Raw genomic sequence first — 16,274 nt, 5'->3', positions numbered from 1 at the left:
AGGACAGCATTACCTTGTCATTGAAGGGTTGTGCTCTTTATCATCCGTGCTGTGCGTTGCTTGAGTCTGATCCTCAAGATAACGATATCCGTCAGCGATCCACTCTATAGCGCCTGTTTCTGGATTGATGAGCAAGCCATGTACAGGCACATCATTTGGCAGAAGCGGGTGCTTGCGCAGGGTGCGCACACTGTTCAGTACGCCCTCATGGACATTGTCGAAGCCGCGCAGCCAATGATGAAGCTTGATTCCTGAGTTCGTCAGCGTGTCCAGCACAACATCATCAACGCCGCGCTTGCGCGCTTTTTCCACGATATGTTCGGAGTTAAGACCCGTCATGCCGCAGCCATAATGTCCAACGACCATGACTTCATCGGCTTCCAGCTCGTACAGGGCAACGAGCACGCTGCGTACAACAGAGCCGAATGGCTGGGAGATGATCGCTCCTGCATTTTTAATGATCTTGGCATCGCCGTTGCGAAGATTCATTGCTTTTGGGAGCAGCTCGACGAGACGAGTGTCCATACAGGTGATGATGACCATTTTCTTTTCTGGATATTTGTCAGTCAAATACTGCTCGTATTCCTTTTGGCTAACAAATTGTTCATTGTAGGTTAGAATATCTGACATTTTACTCATGATTATACCTCCTGAGATTGCAGTCCGCGTTTGTCATAACAAGCGACATGGGTAGAATAAATTTGTTGATGGCTCGCTAAGCGAAAGTAGCCTGTTGTATTCCGATCAAGCATCATGAGCTCCTCAAAGAACACAGCCTGATTCGGCTGAATAAGGACCTCAAAAGGAGCATTGCTCGTGATCGTCTGATCATCAGCGGATGGGTGATCAACAAGCCATATTGCCGGTACACCATTTACCGCACAACCGCATCCGTCGGTGTCATAGACGAGCTTAAGCATGCCACTCGGTGACAACCGCTCGCTTAGATCCTGCAGCGCAGGTTCCGAGAGAATCAGTTGCATCATAATTGGGGATCACCTCGATTAACTAACCCTTTTGGGATAAGCTGTATTTGAAAGTTGATTATAATCAATGGAGAGCGTATCATCAAGAGGTAGGGTCGCAATCCTTGAAATATTCACGTTCGATAAATTCTAGATTGAGGTGGTATGATGAGCGCAACGTATACGAACGAGAGCCAAGCATTTGTTGATTTGTTGAAAAAGTTAAAAGCGTACAGCGAAGCGGTTGGCATGCTGTATTGGGACCTGCGTACGGGCGCTCCTCGAAAAGGTGTTCCAGGGCGTTCTGAGACAATTGGAATGTTGTCCACGGACGTGTTCAAGCTGAGCGTCTCAGATGAGATGGGGGCTTATTTGGATACGCTTGAAGCGAAGATGGACGAACTTGACGCGCCGCTCAAGAAGATGGTTCAGGATACAAGAAAGGATTACAACCGCAATAAGCTGTTGCCTCCTGAATTGTATCAAGAATATGTCGTACTGACATCGAAGGCCGAAAGTGCTTGGGAAGAAGCGAAGCACTCTGGCGACTATGATACATTCAAGCCTTTCCTAAAAGATATTGTGAAGATCTCACAGCAATTTATTGATTACTGGGGTGTCAAAGAGACGCGTTATGATACGCTGCTTGATATGTACGAGCCTGGTATGACGGTTGCTGAGCTTGACCGCATCTTCGGCGATTTGAGAGATCAGCTGGTGCCGCTCGTTGAAGAGGTTAAGCAGGCGGACAACAAGCCAGCATTTGCATTTTTGAAAGATACATATTCGATCGAAGGCCAGAAATCGTTCAGCAACTTTATTTTGAACCAAATGGGCTTTGATTTTACAGCAGGCAGACTCGATGAGAGTGTCCATCCCTTTGCAATCGGCTTGAACCTGGGCGATGTTCGCATCACGACGAACTATTTGGAGAAGGACGTGGCAAGCGCCATCTTTAGTTCCTTGCACGAAGGCGGCCATGCATTGTACGAGCAGAACATCTCTCCTGCATTTGCTGGCTTGCCGCTATGCGAAGGGACTTCGATGGGTATCCATGAATCCCAGTCTCGCCTGTGGGAGAATCTGGTTGGACGCAGCTTGCCATTCTGGAAGCAGTATTACGGTGAACTTCAACGCACCTTTCCTTCCCAGCTGAGCCAAGTGAAGGCTGAGGACTTCTATCGTGCGATTAACCGTGTTGAACCATCTCTTATCCGTATTGAAGCGGATGAAGTCACATACAACTTGCATATCATTATCCGTTATGAGATAGAAAAAATGCTCTTTAATGACAACCTCTCTGTTGATGATCTTCCTGAGGTATGGAATGACAAATACGAGAGCTATCTTGGCGTCCGGCCAACAAATAACGGAGAAGGCGTGCTTCAGGACGTTCACTGGTCTGGAGGCAGCTTCGGCTACTTCCCATCCTATGCGCTTGGCAATATGTATGCTGCGCAGATGATGCATTCGATGCGCAAAGGGATGCCTGATCTTGATGCTCGCATTGAGAATGGCGAACTTGCGCCGATCAAAGCTTATTTGACCGAGCATGTGTATCAATATGGCAAGCTGAAAACGCCATCTGACATTATTCAGAGCATGACAGGTGAAGCGTTGAATCCTCAATACCTTGTTGATTACTTGACGAATAAGACCAAAGAGGTCTATCAGCTGTCCTAAACATAAAATTAGACTTATGAATCAAAAAGACTGCCTACTCGCAAAATATGCGAAAAGGCAGTCTTTTTGATGATTAGCTTTCATCGTTGCGGTAGAAGAAGTTCGGCTTGTTCCATGTTGGATCATACGACTCGTGAAAGATTGGCGTCGCAGCTGGCGACATGGGTGGTATTAACCAAGTCCAGTCCCCGGTTATGCTTCGTCCTTGCTCTTGTTCTTTGCGTTCAAACTGCATGAACTGTTGAGCTGCTGTATGATGATCAACGATGCTCACACCAGCTTCCTTGTACGAATGAAGAACCGCTAGATTTAGCTCTACAAGCGCTTTGTCTTTCCACAACGTCGTGTTAGAGTCTGTTGCAAGCCCCATTCGCTTTGCGATGACAGGAAGCAAATGATAACGGAACGGATCAGCTAGATTGCGCGCGCCTATTTCCGTTCCCATATACCAGCCATTAAACGGGGCGGCGTGGTAGGAGATGCCTCCAATCTCTAGCCTCATATTAGACACAATAGGAACAGCATACCAGCGCAGCCCAAGTTCCTCAAACCACTCCAGAGTAGGATGAGTCAGCGGAACTTCCAGGATCGCTTCCTTCGGCCAATCATAGCAATGAACAGTTTGATCCGCTGACTCAAGCATGAGTGGGAGAATGTCGAATGCCGTGCGCTTGCTTCTCCAGCCGAGAGATTGGGCCTTTTTCGTTAAGTCAATGGAGATCGGATCGCCTGTAATTCCATCCTTCGTCTCATAGCCACCATAACGGATCAGCTGGTCATTGACGATGCGCAGCCCAGTATGATTAGGATAATCCATGCCGAGAATCGTGATTGTCGGACGTATCTTGCCGCCATTCGTTGCATACTCAATATGCTCCAGAAGGGCTTGATAGCCTTCATCAGGCGTAGATACATGCCGGCGATCCATCACATGAAGAGACTGCCAGAACAGCCTGCCAATGCAGCGGTTGCTGTTGCGCCATGCCACTTTGGCTCCATATTCCAGCTCACCTTGGGTATGCAGGTAGAAGCCCTCTTCTTGTATTTCCTTCGTTATATGTTGAATGCGACGATGCCGTTCGTCTTGCGATAGCTGCAGCTCTGCGTACATCTGTGTAAGAAATGCAACAGCTTCCTCCAACAACGCAGTATTTCCTTTTGTTGCAATGCTCACATTAACCCTCCTGCTCATGAAGAAGTCCTTGTTCGACATGATTCTCATTTTATCATTGTTTAAAAGCGGTTTGACGATACTCGTGTTGCGAATTCTTGTCGAAGTGCATAAAAGACAATTCGGTCATCGGGTTGACCAGTAAAAACGGATATGTTAATATACCCCTAAGGGTATAAATGCGCATGTAAAAATACCTGTATAGGTATGTGAAATAGTTTACATTTTGATAAAGGAGAGAACTGTACATGACACTAGAAATAAAAAAAGGTCGTACGATTGTTGTCGTAGGAGGCGTTGCCGGGGGTGCCTCGGCTGCAGCTCGATTGCGCCGATTGAATGAGCAGGATGAGATTATTATGCTGGAGCGCGGCGAGCATATTTCTTTTGCAAATTGCGGGCTTCCTTATTATATAGGCGGAGCGATTACAGATCGCAGCAAGCTGCTGGTGCAAACGGTAAAGGGAATGTCGGATCGATATAGGATCGATGTTCGTGTGCGTAACGAAGCGGTTGCGATTGATCGGGAGCGACAGATGCTCCACATTCGTCGTCTAGACGATGGGAGCATGTATGAGCAGCCTTATGATGTGCTGGTGCTCTCGCCAGGAGCCAAGCCGATTCGCCCTAGCATTGAAGGCATAGAGCAGGCTAAGGATGTGTTTACGCTTCGCAATATTCCGGATACCGATCGGATTAAGGCCTATGTAGATGAAAAGGAGCCAAAGCGCGCTGTTGTTATCGGCGGAGGGTTCATTGGCGTAGAGGTGGCAGAGAATCTTCGCGAGCGCGGAGTGGACGTCACCTTAGTCGAGATGGGACAGCAGGTCTTGAACCCGATAGATGAAGAGATGGCTGCTATTGTACATCAGCACTTGACGGACCACGGTGTGCAGCTCATCTTCGGCGAGAGCGTGAATGCCTTCGAAGAAGAAGGGAAGGTGCTGGTTACTTCTACAGGCCGTAAAATCACAACGGACATGACGATATTGGCGATTGGTGTGCAGCCGGAGAGCCAGCTGGCCAAGGAAGCAGGATTAGACACGGGCCTAAGAGGCGCAATTCGTGTTAATGAACAGCTGCAGACAAGTGATCCTCACATCTATGCAGTTGGTGATGTGATTGAAGTGAAGGATGCTGTCAATGGAGAAGCCGCATATGTACCTTTGGCATGGGGAGCGAACCGTCAAGGGCGCTTGCTGGCAGACGTATTAAACGGCAAAGCTGCACGTTATCAAGGGGCATACGGAACTGCCATTGCGAAGGTGTTCGACCTTACCGTTGCCTCCACGGGCAATAATGAGAAGACACTGAAGCGCCAAGGCATCGAATACCGTGCTGTTCATACACATCCGATGTCTCATGCAGGCTATTATCCAGGGGCATCCTCTATCTCCATGAAGCTGCTTTTTGATCCTGCAACAGGCAGAATTCTTGGCGCACAAGGTGTTGGCGCAGACGGTGTGGACAAGCGAATCGATGTCATCGCCACTGCGATGAAAGGCGGACTTCTGGTTCAGGATCTCGCAGATCTAGAGCTTAGCTATGCGCCTCCATATTCCTCAGCGAAGGATCCAGTCAATATGCTTGGTTATATTGCCGGCAACATGATGGACGGACTTGTGGACACCGTGCAGTGGCATGAGGTGGACGCAATCATCGCAGAGGGCGGACGTGTTATTGATGTTCGTGAGCCGATTGAGCGAGAAGCAGGTTATATTCCTGGCACGGAAAATATACCGTTGAACGAGCTGCGTGATCGTCTCGACGAGATCTCGAATGATCAAGTCGTCTATGTGTCGTGTCAGGTGGGATTAAGGGGCTACGTTGCAGCTCGCTTGCTCGCTCTGCACGGCAAGAAGGTAAAGAATGTGGATGGCGGTTATAAAACGTATGCAGCTGTGATTCGCAATCGTGAGCGTCAGCAAGCTAATGAGAAGGAGCAGGAGCAAGCAATGAGAGCAGCAATGAAACCAAGCGGCGGTACGAATCATGATCGAGGATTGAAGCAAATGAGCGAGGCTAGTGTTGAGGCGCCATCTGACGCAGGGAAGACGGCCTCTTCTCAGATAGACTTGTCTAAGCCGCATCAGGAGCTTGATGCCAGAGGTCTGCAATGTCCAGGTCCGATCCTGCAGCTCTACCAGACACTACAGTCGATGGAAGAAGGGCAAGTGGTTAAGATCATGGCGACAGATCCAGGCTTTCGTTCCGATGTGGATAAATGGTGTCAGCGCACAGGAAACGAGCTTCTTCATGCTGAGATGAACAAAGGCGAACTGATTGCTTATGTGCAAAAAGGCCAAGGGATGACAGAGGCTGATGCAGCGAGTGCGATTAGCTGCCAAGTGAACCAAGGGTCAGCCATTGCCCCCGTGCAAAAAACGCAAGAAAACGCTACGCTGGTTGTGTTCAGCGGAGATCTAGATAAAGCTATTGCTTCGTTTATTATTGCAACAGGCGCGGCTTCTATGGGCAAGAAGGTCACCATGTTCTTTACGTTCTGGGGACTATCCATTCTTAAGCGCACGGATGCGCCCAAGACAGACAAAGATCTATTTGGTAAAATGTTCAGTATGATGCTGCCGAACAGCGCAAGCCAGCTCCCGTTGTCTAAAATGAACTTTGCCGGCATGGGGCCGAAAATGATCGAGAAGGTTATGAGCGATAAGAATGTCGATTCGTTGGATACGATGATCAAGAATGCGCAAGCTGCAGGAGTAAAGTTCGTGGCATGTACAATGAGCATGGAACTGATGGGCGTTCATCAGGACGAGCTTATGCCTGGCGTGGAGCTTGGCGGTGTGGCAAGCTACTTAAGCGATGCGGAGGATTCAGGACTCAACCTGTTCATTTAAGCATTGAAGGTAAGGAGGGTGGATAATGGAATATGAAGTCGCGATTAAAAACCGGCTGAAGCGCGCGGAAGGTCAAATCCGAGGCGTGCTGAATATGATCGAAAAAGGCGAGGATTGCCGGGATATCGTAACCCAGCTGTCAGCAATCCGCACGGCTGTTGACCGCTCAATCGGGCTTGTGATTGGCGCGAATCTGAAGAGCTGCATCGAAGAGCAGTTGGATGCTGGCGAGGACCCATCAGATGTGATACAAGAAGCAGTGGAGCTGTTGGTAAAGAGCAGATAATAAGAGTCCAATCATGAATTAGCTAGTTGTTCTATAAAAGGGAGATGGTGATATCTCCCTTTTTTGGCATGCCTTTTATCGGTGTAAGGTCAAGAATCACTTTATACATTTTTTCTTTATGTCTTTATCAGCTTCTATGCGCTTAAAGCTCAAACCTGCCTTGCCGTGAATGGGTATTACAGTGATTATGGCTGCTGTTGGTTCTGCTGTTTCCAATACCAAATGGCCAACTGAGTGCGATCGCGAAGCGCAAGCTTAGACAAAATATCAGTGACGTAGTTCTTCACCGTTCCTTCGCTCAAAAATAAAGATTCGGCAATTTCGCGATTCGTTCTGCCATTCGCGATATGCTCGACGATTCCTCGTTCTGAAGCTGTCAGACTAAGATGTTCCCATGGGATGCATGCTGGCTTTTCTTGTGGAGTTGGATGCTGACTAATAAGTGTCGTCAGCTTCAAAGCCATATTGGAGTCCATCAGCACATTGCCGTTCATGACGCTGCGTATGGATTCCAGCAAGCGATCAGGCGAGCTGTTCTTAAGGAGATAGCCGCTTGCTCCATGACGCAGAGCCTGCACAAGATACTGCTCATCGTCAAAGGTGGTCAAAATAATCACCTTGGTAGCGGGACAGGCTTCTTTAACAAGCCTTGTTCCTTCTGCGCCGTCACATTCAGGCATCCTCATATCCATGAGCACAACATCGACCTGCTGCTGCTGTACGAGCTCATAGGCCTCAAAGCCATTGGCGCAAGTGCCCGCCAATTCAAATCCTTCTTTGATCTGAATAATCATGCTTAGACTTTCTCGGATAAAAATATCGTCATCAACGATGGCGACACGCATTAATGCTGACATCCGTGCAGCCTCCTTTTCCGATACATAATGGTTGCGAACCTCTATTTAAAGGATCGGCAGCTCTGTTCTCACCGTAACCTCAGGTGCTGTGGCGACCTCAACTTTTCCTCCAAGCGTCTCTGCGCGATCCTTCATGCCTTGAAGCCCCATGCCAAGCTTAATATGGTCGGGGATACATCCATTATTGCGCACCTCGAGGACGATATGGCGCTGATCAAAATGAAGATGCAATGTAATTATTGTGGCATGTCCATGCCGAATGGCATTGGCAATCGCCTCCTTGGCGTTGCGGTAGAACGTAATCTCCATGCTTGGATACATCTCGATTGGCTGGCCGGACATGCTGTAGTGAATCGCAACAGGCGCATCCCTATATTCTTCAATCAGATGCTTAAGCGAATAGCTTTTGGTATTCATTTGCCGAGGCTTAAGCCTTTGGACTGTTGCTCGCATTAGCTCCATGCTGTCGCTTAATTGGTCGCGAACAACGAGGAACAGCTTCTTGCTTTCTTCTGGCTTCACTTCAATGACCTCGACTGAGGCATCCATCATCATTTTCAGGCGAACGAGCTGATGGCCAAGCTCATCATGAAGATCATGCGCAATGCGGCTGCGTTCCTCCATTTGCGCGACCATTTCAACCATCCGTGAAAATTGAATCATCTCCTGCCTAGCTTGTTCCAACTCGTAGTTATGCCCTCTCAAATGATCATATTCCATTCGCTGCAGCTGCTGTTCGGTTTCCATCTTTAATCGATACCATTGGAAGGAGATCGCAAGTCCGACAACAAGGTTGAATAAGACCAGCCATGTTGTGTCTGAATCGAACAAGACGATGTTGAAGGCAAGCCACCCTGCAAAAAGTAGGCTTCGCATCAGCGTCACAACATCGGATCTTTCTGAGGAGAGCAGGCTTGATATCCACAGCAGCGACAGTAGGGCTGAGACATCGTATGTAAGCCATAGAACAATAGTGGTCTCCAAGATAAGGCCGATTAAGGTGAAACGTGGAAACTGCCGTCTAAGCTCTATGCTCGTTAAAAACAGTAGAAAAAGAAGCCAATAATGCTGTAAGGAAAAGGCAGAAGCCAGTGCTGGCTCTGCAAGCAGCACATAGGTAAAGGGGAGCAGCGCGAATAGATAGCGCAGCGCAAACAGCAAGCTGCCAGGCATACGACTTCCTCCTTATCGTTGTCTTGAATCCAGGGAAGAGACCTACGTATTATAGCATGGCTCAAGCAGTATGGGATGGTTCCGCATGCAAATATGACGAAGGTCATATGGAAAAGAATGACCATATCCACCTGTCAGCTTCAAGGTGAGAAGGTAAGATGGAAATATCAAAACCACAAGGCAGGTGGAGCGTGTTGTTAACCGTTCATAAGCTCGTCAAACGCTTTAAGCAAGTGATCGCCGTTGATCATTTGGATCTATATATCGAAGAAGGAGAAGTATTTGGCCTATTGGGGCCAAATGGGGCAGGAAAAAGCACCTTGATTCAAATGATTACAGGGCTTCTTCCGATCGACAGCGGCACCATTAAGCTCGATGGCCAGTCCATTCAAGAGAGACCTACGGAGGTAAAGCGCCATATCGGACTCGTGCCTCAAGACATTGCAGTCTATGAAAATATCAGTGCGAGAAAAAATGTGGAGTTCTTCGCCAAACTGTATGGTCTTCGTGGAAAAGGGCTAAAGGAGAGCGTGGATGAGGCGCTTGAGCGGGTCGGATTAATGGAGCGCCAGCACCATCTTCCATCCACCTTTTCTGGCGGAATGAAGCGTCGTCTGAATATTGCCTGTGCGATTGCACATAAGCCGAAGCTGATCATTATGGATGAGCCGACGGTAGGCATTGATCCCCATTCGAGAAACCATATCCTAGAGTCTGTAAGAAAACTGAATCTGGACGGATCAACCATCATTTATACGAGCCATTACATGGAGGAAGTATCGGCGATTGCGACTCGCATCGGCATTATGAATGAAGGCAAATGCATCGCCTTGGGAACAGAAGCAGAGCTCAGACAGCGCATTGCGAGTCAAGAGAAGCTTACGATTGAGACAGAGGAAGGCGTGGAATCAGAACATCATCCCGCCATTGACGAACTCAAGAAGAGCGCCATCGTTCTCGACGTTCACTTGGAAGGCAATCAGTTGGAACTTATGCTCTCTCCACACTATGACCGCTTGCAAGATATCTTGTTTATATTGGCTAAACACGGTTTATCGGTTCTCACACTGAAGCGAGAAACTCCGGATTTGGAACATCTATTCTTATCACTGACAGGCCGGCAATTGCGGGATTGAAGGGAGGAGATAGCATGAGATTCTGGCATATTTTCTGGCATGAGCTTTCCTATTGGCTTAAGGAGCGCAGCACATACGTTCAGTTTATACTCGTTCCGCTTATTATGATCTTTGTGCTTGGTTCCTCCTTGGCGGGCTCAGAAGTCTTCAAACAGGAGGATGTTATCCTGCCGGTTGCTACGGTTGGTCTTGTTGGTGAAGGCAACGAGTCCATGGCTCAAGCATTTACACAGTTCTCCCGGCATGAAGAGGTCAGCCGTTATATCACGATTGAGCAGATCTCAACCTCAGCCGCGTTGGCGGAACAGCTGCGCTTGCAGCAGGTGGATTATGGCATTGTCATTCCGAAGCAGGAGGAAGCCTCTATTCAACTTTTGCAAGGATCCAATCATGTCATCAACCTTATGATGACATCAATCGTCAATGAGTTTGCCAGTGCGTCTGCCATGCATGCCCTGAAGCTGGAAGCTGATCATACGGTCGAGGATACAAGTGGAGAAGAACAGGGCACATCATTACAGGACAGCGAGCCGCTCGTGAGCATGGGACTCATCTCTTCAGAGTCCGTTACGGCAATGCAGTACTATGCCGTCTCTATTCTGATCATGTTCTTGCTATACGCTGGACTTCGATTCGGTTCAGCCCTGCTTGTTGAAGAGAGGAGCTATACCCTGAAGCGAATGCAGTCTACTCCGGCTAGGCCGCGAGAAATCATTTATGCGATGATGCTTGCGCACTTTATTCTCTCACTTCTTCAAGCGGGATGCATGATCGTCATATCCGCTGTCGTCTATGGCGTGAACTGGCATCTTCATTTAGGGACTGTGGTCATCGCCTGCGGATTCGTAACGCTCTGTTCGCTGTGCATCGGGCTGATAGGGGCGGCTTGGTTTCGCCAATCGAAGACGCTTCATACCTTTATGCAAACGATTATTATTGCGATGGTGGCGGCAAGCGGGGGTTATGTGCTCATTCCAGAGTTTCAACAAGCTGCTGGAGTGTACACGCTGCCTTATTGGGGCATGCAAATCTTCTATAACCAAATGCTTAATGCCGCGCCAGCCGCAACGCAGCATGGATTAGGGATCCTCGCGCTGTGGGCAATCATCTTGGGAGGGCTTTCCTTATACTTCAGCAAAAAGGTGGTGACCCGATGAATACGTTTATTGTCGCCAAGCAGCTGACCTTACGCTTGCTAGGCAAGAAAAAAACATGGGTGCTGCTCTTTATCGTTCCCTCTCTGCTGCTATCGCTTATTATGGGGCTTTTGCATTTCGAGGTATCAGGAACGCCGACTATTCCCTATGTCGATCAAGATCACAGCATCTGGTCGGAAGCCCTCCTGGACTCATTGGCACAGTCGTTCCAATTAGTTGAATTAAAGGATGCAAAAGCAATCGAAGCGCTTGTAACAGAACGAAAGCATAAAGCGGCCTTCTATATACCAGCTGGCTATGGCGAGATGATTCAGAAGCAAGCCTCGCCCAAGCTCCGTATTGTGTCTCTGGGTATTAATGAAGCCGCGATTACCCTGCAGCTGGCAGCTGAGCAGGCATCACGAGAGTGGCTGCGGGTAGCTGCGCAGCTTGAGCAGGAGCAAGCCGTGACAAGCGATAAGATTCAGGCTGGACTTCAGAGATATCTAGCTTTCAAGCCAAGCTTCGAGGTAAAGGAGCAAGCAGCCAAAGCGCCGCCTAATTTGAGAACAGCTATGGGCATATTCATGATCTTCATTTTGTACAATGCTCTGAATGCGGTCATTGTCATGAAGGAAGATAAGCAGAATATGCTGATGTCCCGTGTGTATGCAGCACCTGTTCGAGCTTGGGAGATTGCTGCCGGTTATTATATTGGCATCGTCATCTATGGAACCATTCAGCTCATCATTGTCTTATTGATCACAAGAGGAATTATGGGCATTCCGATGGGAATTGGTGCAATTGAACAATTTGTCATGCTGGAATTGTTTTTATGTGCAGGCATAAGCATCGGATGCATGCTCGGGTCGCTCATCGCTTCTGCGGCTCATTTCTCGAATATGGGGTTTGCATTTATCTTCCCAGCAAGCATGATTGGAGGCTGCTTCTGGCCGATTGAGATGATGAAGCCTTATATGCAGCAGCTGTCTTATGCGGTGCCGCAGCGCTGGGCCTTGGATGGCATCGAGCTGCTTGCTGCAGGCAACTCGCTCTCTTCCATCTGGCTTCACCTTGTTGTGTTATGCTTGTTCACGCTGTTCTTTCTATGCTTGGGTTCGGTTGTGCTTCAGCCGAGCGCCAAGGAGTCGCTTCGTTAGAGTTGCCTGATTGTGTAAAAGCTGGCGATTGCTGCTGCCTCTATGGAAATGTTGAATTGAAGATTGTTTTTTATATGTACATTATACGTACAGTCATATCGAAGGCAGGCGGTCGAATATTTTCGACCGCCTTTTTTTGATGAAGAGCTGCTGGCTAAAACAGTCGTTATAGCTTGTGGGATGTGTACGAATCCGTTAAGTGCTGGAGAAGTTCAGCTCGGTTCCCACTTGCTAGGCAGCTGCATACACTGCAGTAGCAGATGCTTCAATCTGTTCAGATGAGAGGCGATGCAAGAGAGGCTTGGGAGGTTGAGCGGATGAAACCCTATAGAAGGTTGGCCTCATTTCTAGTCGCAAGCATGCTGTTGTTAAGTATGCTGCTAAGCGCTTGTTCCAAGGATTCAGGTGAATTGACGAAGGTCCGGCTAGGCGAGGTCGCAAGAACCGTATTTTATGCTCCGCAATATGTTGCGCTGGCAAATGATTATTTTAAAGAAGAAGGACTCCAGGTTGAGCTGCAGACGACAGCTGGTGGAGATAAGACGATGACGGCGTTATTGTCCAATGTTATTGATATTGCCCTAGTAGGTGCAGAGACGTCGATATATGTGTATCAACAGGGTTCAGATGATGTCGTGATGAATGTTGCTCAGCTTACGCAAACCGACGGCACGTTTTTGATGTCGCGAGAGAAGCTTGATGATTTTAGTTGGGATGATCTAAAAGGAAGCGTATTCCTTGGTCAGCGAAAAGGCGGCATGCCGCAGATGGCTGGAGAATTTACCTTGAAGAAGCATGGAATCGATCCAAAGAAAGATTTGGAGCTGATCCAAAATGTAGACTTCGCCAATATTGCCTCCGCCTTTGCCTCAGGAACGGGGCAATTTGTGCAATTGTTCGAGCCGCAGGCCTCGATCTTCGAGCAAGAGGGAAAGGGATATGTTGTTGCCTCCTTCGGTGTGGAGAGCGGCAAGCTGCCATATACGGTATATATGGCAAAGAGCAGCTACATTATTAAAAACAAGGATACCGTTCAACAATTCACGAATGCGATATACAAGGCCCAACAGTGGGTAGAGCAGCATAGTGCAGAGGAAACCGCAGCGCTAATTATGCCATATTTTAAGGATGCAGACCCTGCAATCGTGGCAAGTGCGGTGAAGCGCTACAAAGAACAGGGGTCATATGCCTCAGATCCGACCCTTGATGAACAGGAATGGAATCATTTGCTGGAGGTATTGGATCAGGCTGGGGAATTAAAGCAGAAGGTTGAACTTCATTCCATCGTTGACCACAGCTTCGCGGAACAAGCGAAGGCGGATGTAAAATAGATGCGAAGCACTGCAGACAGATCTAAGGAGGCGGAAGGATGTATTCAACAGTTGAACTTCGAGATGTCACCCATGTCTATGTTACGCCAAGAGAAGCGAAGCTAGCCATTGAAGAGCTGTCCGTCTCCATTGCCCCAGGGGAATTTGTTAGCTTGGTTGGGCCCAGCGGCTGCGGAAAGACGACCATTCTATCGATCATCGCTGGGCTTGTGAAGCCGACTAGAGGGAATGTACTTATTAATGGCGAGCCTGTTCGAGGGACATCATCTTCTGTTGGCTATATGCTGCAGCAGGATTACTTGTTTCCGTGGCGGACGATTATGGACAATGCCTGCATGGGATTGGAATTAACCGGCCAACTCAATGATCAAACAAAGCAGAAAGTGATTCAGCTGCTGGAAGGAATGGGATTGCAGGGCACGGAGAATCTGTATCCGTATCAGCTGTCAGGCGGCATGCGTCAAAGAGTGGCGCTGGTTCGCACGCTTGCCACTGAGCCAGAGATCCTGCTGCTAGACGAACCATTTTCTGCGCTTGATTACCAGACCAAGCTTCAGCTTGAGGATCTGATCGTCGAGACGCTAAAGCTGCGGGAAAAGACAGCCATTCTGGTTACGCATGATCTGTCTGAAGCGATTGCAGTTAGTGATCGAGTTATCGTGCTGAATCGCCACCCCGGCAGTATCCGAAGAAGCTTTGTCATTCCAGAGCAGATTCGCTCCGTACAGCCTTTTTACGCACGCGAGCAGGAAGGCTTTAATGATCTGTTTCATGAAGTGTGGATGGAGCTAGAAGCATCTGATCGTACAGGGGGAGGCGGCGCTTATGTCTGATACATCTCAACCGAAGGTAAGAACCTCCTCGACAAGCCTGGTTCACGCGACCTTTCAGAAATACAAACGCAAAGAAAGGTCCTTTCGTTCCTCGGTCATTGCAACACAGGTGATTCTGCTGGTTGTCTTTATATCCCTGTGGGAGATTGCCGGCCGATTGAAGTGGATTGACGTATTGCTCTTCAGCTACCCAAGCAAGGTCGGTTATCAGATCTGGAAGGATATGTTGGATGGGAGCATCTGGCCTCACCTATCGGTAACGGTGGGAGAGACGATCGTTGGATTTCTGCTTGGAACGCTCCTTGGTACACTTCTAGCTATTATGATCTGGTGGTCACGATTCTTGGCGAGAGTGCTTGATCCTTATATGGTTGTCTTTAACAGCATGCCGAAGGTAGCTTTAGGCCCTTTGTTCATTGTAGGCTTTGGACCCGGCTTCTCGGCTATTGTAGCCACGACCTTATCCATCACTGTCATTATTACTACCTTGGTCGTTTATCAGGCTTTTCGAGAGGTTGATCCGAATTATGTAAAAGTCGTTCAGGTGTTTGGCGGCACTCGCAGCACAATCTTCCGCAAAGTAATTCTTCCTGCCTCGATGCCAGCCATCATATCTACACTAAAGGTAAATGTAGGCTTGGCGTGGGTAGGGGTTATCGTTGGTGAATTTCTAGTGGCCAAGAGTGGACTTGGCTATTTGATCATATATGGGTTCCAAGTGTTTAATTTCACCTTGGTTATGGCTTCAATCGTGCTGATTGCGATAGTGGCAACATTGATGTATCAAGGCGTCTCTTACTTGGAGCGACTGCTGACGCGCCGTAAAGCAAATGAATGAATGGATGGAGCAGGCTTCAATGCATCATTCATGGGCATAGCAGGTATCGGTCATTTGGAGATGAAAGGGAGAGAAAGGAATGGATTTCTTTTTAGAAAGAAGTCATGGATTTTCTTTCCTGTTTCATCGCAGGACAAGCCGGGTAATCCATATACATATTCGAATGCCTTATATCATGCAATTCGTAGCTTTGGGCATTGTGCACAAGGAGGCTGTCAAGCAAATGAGCAATACACAACCGTTGTTTCAATTGATTGCAGAACGAAGAAGTGCTGATCATAAGTCAACACTCCATCAATTACGAGAGGAAGGACGCGTTCCTGCGATCGTGTATGGTGCTGCCGCTGAGAATATACCTGTTCACGTCCAAGGCAGGGATTTGAAGAAGCTGCTGCAGCAAGGACGCGCGGAAATGTTTGAGCTTACCGTGGGAGCGGATAAACCGATCCATGTTGTCCTAAAAGAGGTGCAGTCGATTGATGGCGAACCTAAGCATGCGGACTTCTATGTCGTTCGTGAAAATCAACCGATTAAAGCGAATATCCCGCTAGAATTCGAAGGAACGCCAATCGGCGTATCGAAGGGCGGCATCGTACAGCACGTTGTCACAGAGCTTGAGGTTGAAGCACCGGCTAAGCTGCTTCCACCTTCCATCATTGTCGACTTAGCATCGCTTGATGTGGGCGATAAGCTTCATGCTGCAGATGTGAAGCTGCCGGAAGGGCTGACACTGATTGCTCCACCAGACACACTGCTCGCTTCTATTACTGCTCCTCAGAGCAGCCAAGCAGCAGATGATGTTGTAGAAGAAGATACAGCTGAATAGTTGATCATAGATCTGTCTATC

15 protein-coding genes are annotated in these 16,274 nt (G+C 48.3%); 10 read left to right on the top strand and 5 right to left on the bottom strand.

Annotated features, from left to right (window positions below; genetic code table 11):
- Window positions 1-9: 9 nt before the first annotated feature.
- Both B9Y93_RS07065 and B9Y93_RS07060 read right to left on the bottom strand, forming a co-directional pair.
- Window positions 10-639: a beta-class carbonic anhydrase gene (locus B9Y93_RS07065; protein ID WP_085493591.1), complete on the bottom strand. Its 630-nt coding sequence runs from the start codon at window positions 637-639 to the stop codon at window positions 10-12.
- A 2-nt stretch (window positions 640-641) separates the two neighbouring features.
- Window positions 642-986, bottom strand: coding sequence for an iron-sulfur cluster biosynthesis family protein (locus B9Y93_RS07060; protein WP_240968178.1), 345 nt, complete (start codon window positions 984-986; stop codon window positions 642-644).
- A gap of 147 nt (window positions 987-1,133) precedes the next feature.
- Between B9Y93_RS07060 and B9Y93_RS07055 the strand changes: the two genes are divergently transcribed.
- Window positions 1,134-2,648 (top strand): carboxypeptidase M32, encoded by a 1,515-nt coding sequence (locus B9Y93_RS07055; RefSeq protein WP_085493590.1) that lies wholly within the window; start codon window positions 1,134-1,136, stop codon window positions 2,646-2,648.
- A 73-nt stretch (window positions 2,649-2,721) separates the two neighbouring features.
- Here the strand turns inward: B9Y93_RS07055 and B9Y93_RS07050 are convergent, their stop codons facing one another.
- A complete protein-coding gene (locus B9Y93_RS07050) occupies window positions 2,722-3,816 on the bottom strand; it encodes a nitric oxide synthase oxygenase (RefSeq protein WP_425320338.1) in 1,095 nt (364 codons plus the stop codon).
- A 251-nt stretch (window positions 3,817-4,067) separates the two neighbouring features.
- On the opposite strand from B9Y93_RS07050, the gene B9Y93_RS07045 reads away from it, so the two are divergent.
- Together B9Y93_RS07045 and B9Y93_RS07040 are read left to right on the top strand one after the other, a co-directional pair.
- A complete protein-coding gene (locus B9Y93_RS07045) occupies window positions 4,068-6,677 on the top strand; it encodes an FAD-dependent oxidoreductase (protein WP_085493588.1) in 2,610 nt (869 codons plus the stop codon).
- A gap of 25 nt (window positions 6,678-6,702) precedes the next feature.
- Window positions 6,703-6,963 (top strand): metal-sensitive transcriptional regulator, encoded by a 261-nt coding sequence (locus B9Y93_RS07040; protein WP_085493587.1) that lies wholly within the window; start codon window positions 6,703-6,705, stop codon window positions 6,961-6,963.
- A gap of 185 nt (window positions 6,964-7,148) precedes the next feature.
- Here B9Y93_RS07040 and B9Y93_RS07035 read toward each other — a convergent pair whose 3' ends face one another.
- Window positions 7,149-7,820 carry a response regulator transcription factor gene (locus tag B9Y93_RS07035; protein ID WP_085493586.1) on the bottom strand — a complete coding sequence of 224 codons (672 nt, stop codon included), beginning with the start codon at window positions 7,818-7,820 and terminating at the stop codon, window positions 7,149-7,151.
- A gap of 45 nt (window positions 7,821-7,865) precedes the next feature.
- Window positions 7,866-8,993 (bottom strand): sensor histidine kinase, encoded by a 1,128-nt coding sequence (locus B9Y93_RS07030; RefSeq protein WP_085493585.1) that lies wholly within the window; start codon window positions 8,991-8,993, stop codon window positions 7,866-7,868.
- A gap of 158 nt (window positions 8,994-9,151) precedes the next feature.
- Between B9Y93_RS07030 and B9Y93_RS07025 the strand changes: the two genes are divergently transcribed.
- From B9Y93_RS07025 to B9Y93_RS06995, 7 genes are all read left to right on the top strand, one after another.
- Window positions 9,152-10,129, top strand: a complete 978-nt coding sequence (locus B9Y93_RS07025; RefSeq protein WP_085493584.1) for an ABC transporter ATP-binding protein — start codon at window positions 9,152-9,154, stop codon at window positions 10,127-10,129.
- A 14-nt stretch (window positions 10,130-10,143) separates the two neighbouring features.
- Window positions 10,144-11,286, top strand: coding sequence for an ABC transporter permease (locus tag B9Y93_RS07020; protein ID WP_085493583.1), 1,143 nt, complete (start codon window positions 10,144-10,146; stop codon window positions 11,284-11,286).
- Window positions 11,283-12,425, top strand: coding sequence for an ABC transporter permease (locus B9Y93_RS07015; protein ID WP_085493582.1), 1,143 nt, complete (start codon window positions 11,283-11,285; stop codon window positions 12,423-12,425). Before B9Y93_RS07020 ends, B9Y93_RS07015 begins: the two co-directional genes overlap by 4 nt.
- 317 nt (window positions 12,426-12,742) lie before the next feature.
- Complete coding sequence (locus B9Y93_RS07010; RefSeq protein WP_085493581.1) at window positions 12,743-13,756, top strand: ABC transporter substrate-binding protein; 1,014 nt, start codon at window positions 12,743-12,745, stop codon at window positions 13,754-13,756.
- A gap of 38 nt (window positions 13,757-13,794) precedes the next feature.
- The gene (locus B9Y93_RS07005) at window positions 13,795-14,589 is read left to right on the top strand and encodes an ABC transporter ATP-binding protein (protein WP_085493580.1); all 795 of its coding nucleotides are present in this window, start codon (window positions 13,795-13,797) and stop codon (window positions 14,587-14,589) included.
- Window positions 14,582-15,427: an ABC transporter permease gene (locus tag B9Y93_RS07000; protein WP_085493579.1), complete on the top strand. Its 846-nt coding sequence runs from the start codon at window positions 14,582-14,584 to the stop codon at window positions 15,425-15,427. The genes B9Y93_RS07005 and B9Y93_RS07000 overlap by 8 nt, the downstream gene beginning before the upstream one ends.
- Window positions 15,428-15,650: 223 nt before the next feature.
- On the top strand, window positions 15,651-16,253 hold the full coding sequence (locus B9Y93_RS06995; protein WP_169028044.1) for a 50S ribosomal protein L25: 603 nt from the start codon (window positions 15,651-15,653) through the stop codon (window positions 16,251-16,253).
- Window positions 16,254-16,274: the final 21 nt, after the last annotated feature.

This window comes from Paenibacillus aquistagni, assembly GCF_900177815.1.
Lineage (GTDB): Bacteria > Bacillota > Bacilli > Paenibacillales > Paenibacillaceae > Paenibacillus_B > Paenibacillus_B aquistagni.
Note: the sequence above shows the minus strand (reverse complement) of the source record. Positions and strands in the feature narration are given on the sequence as shown.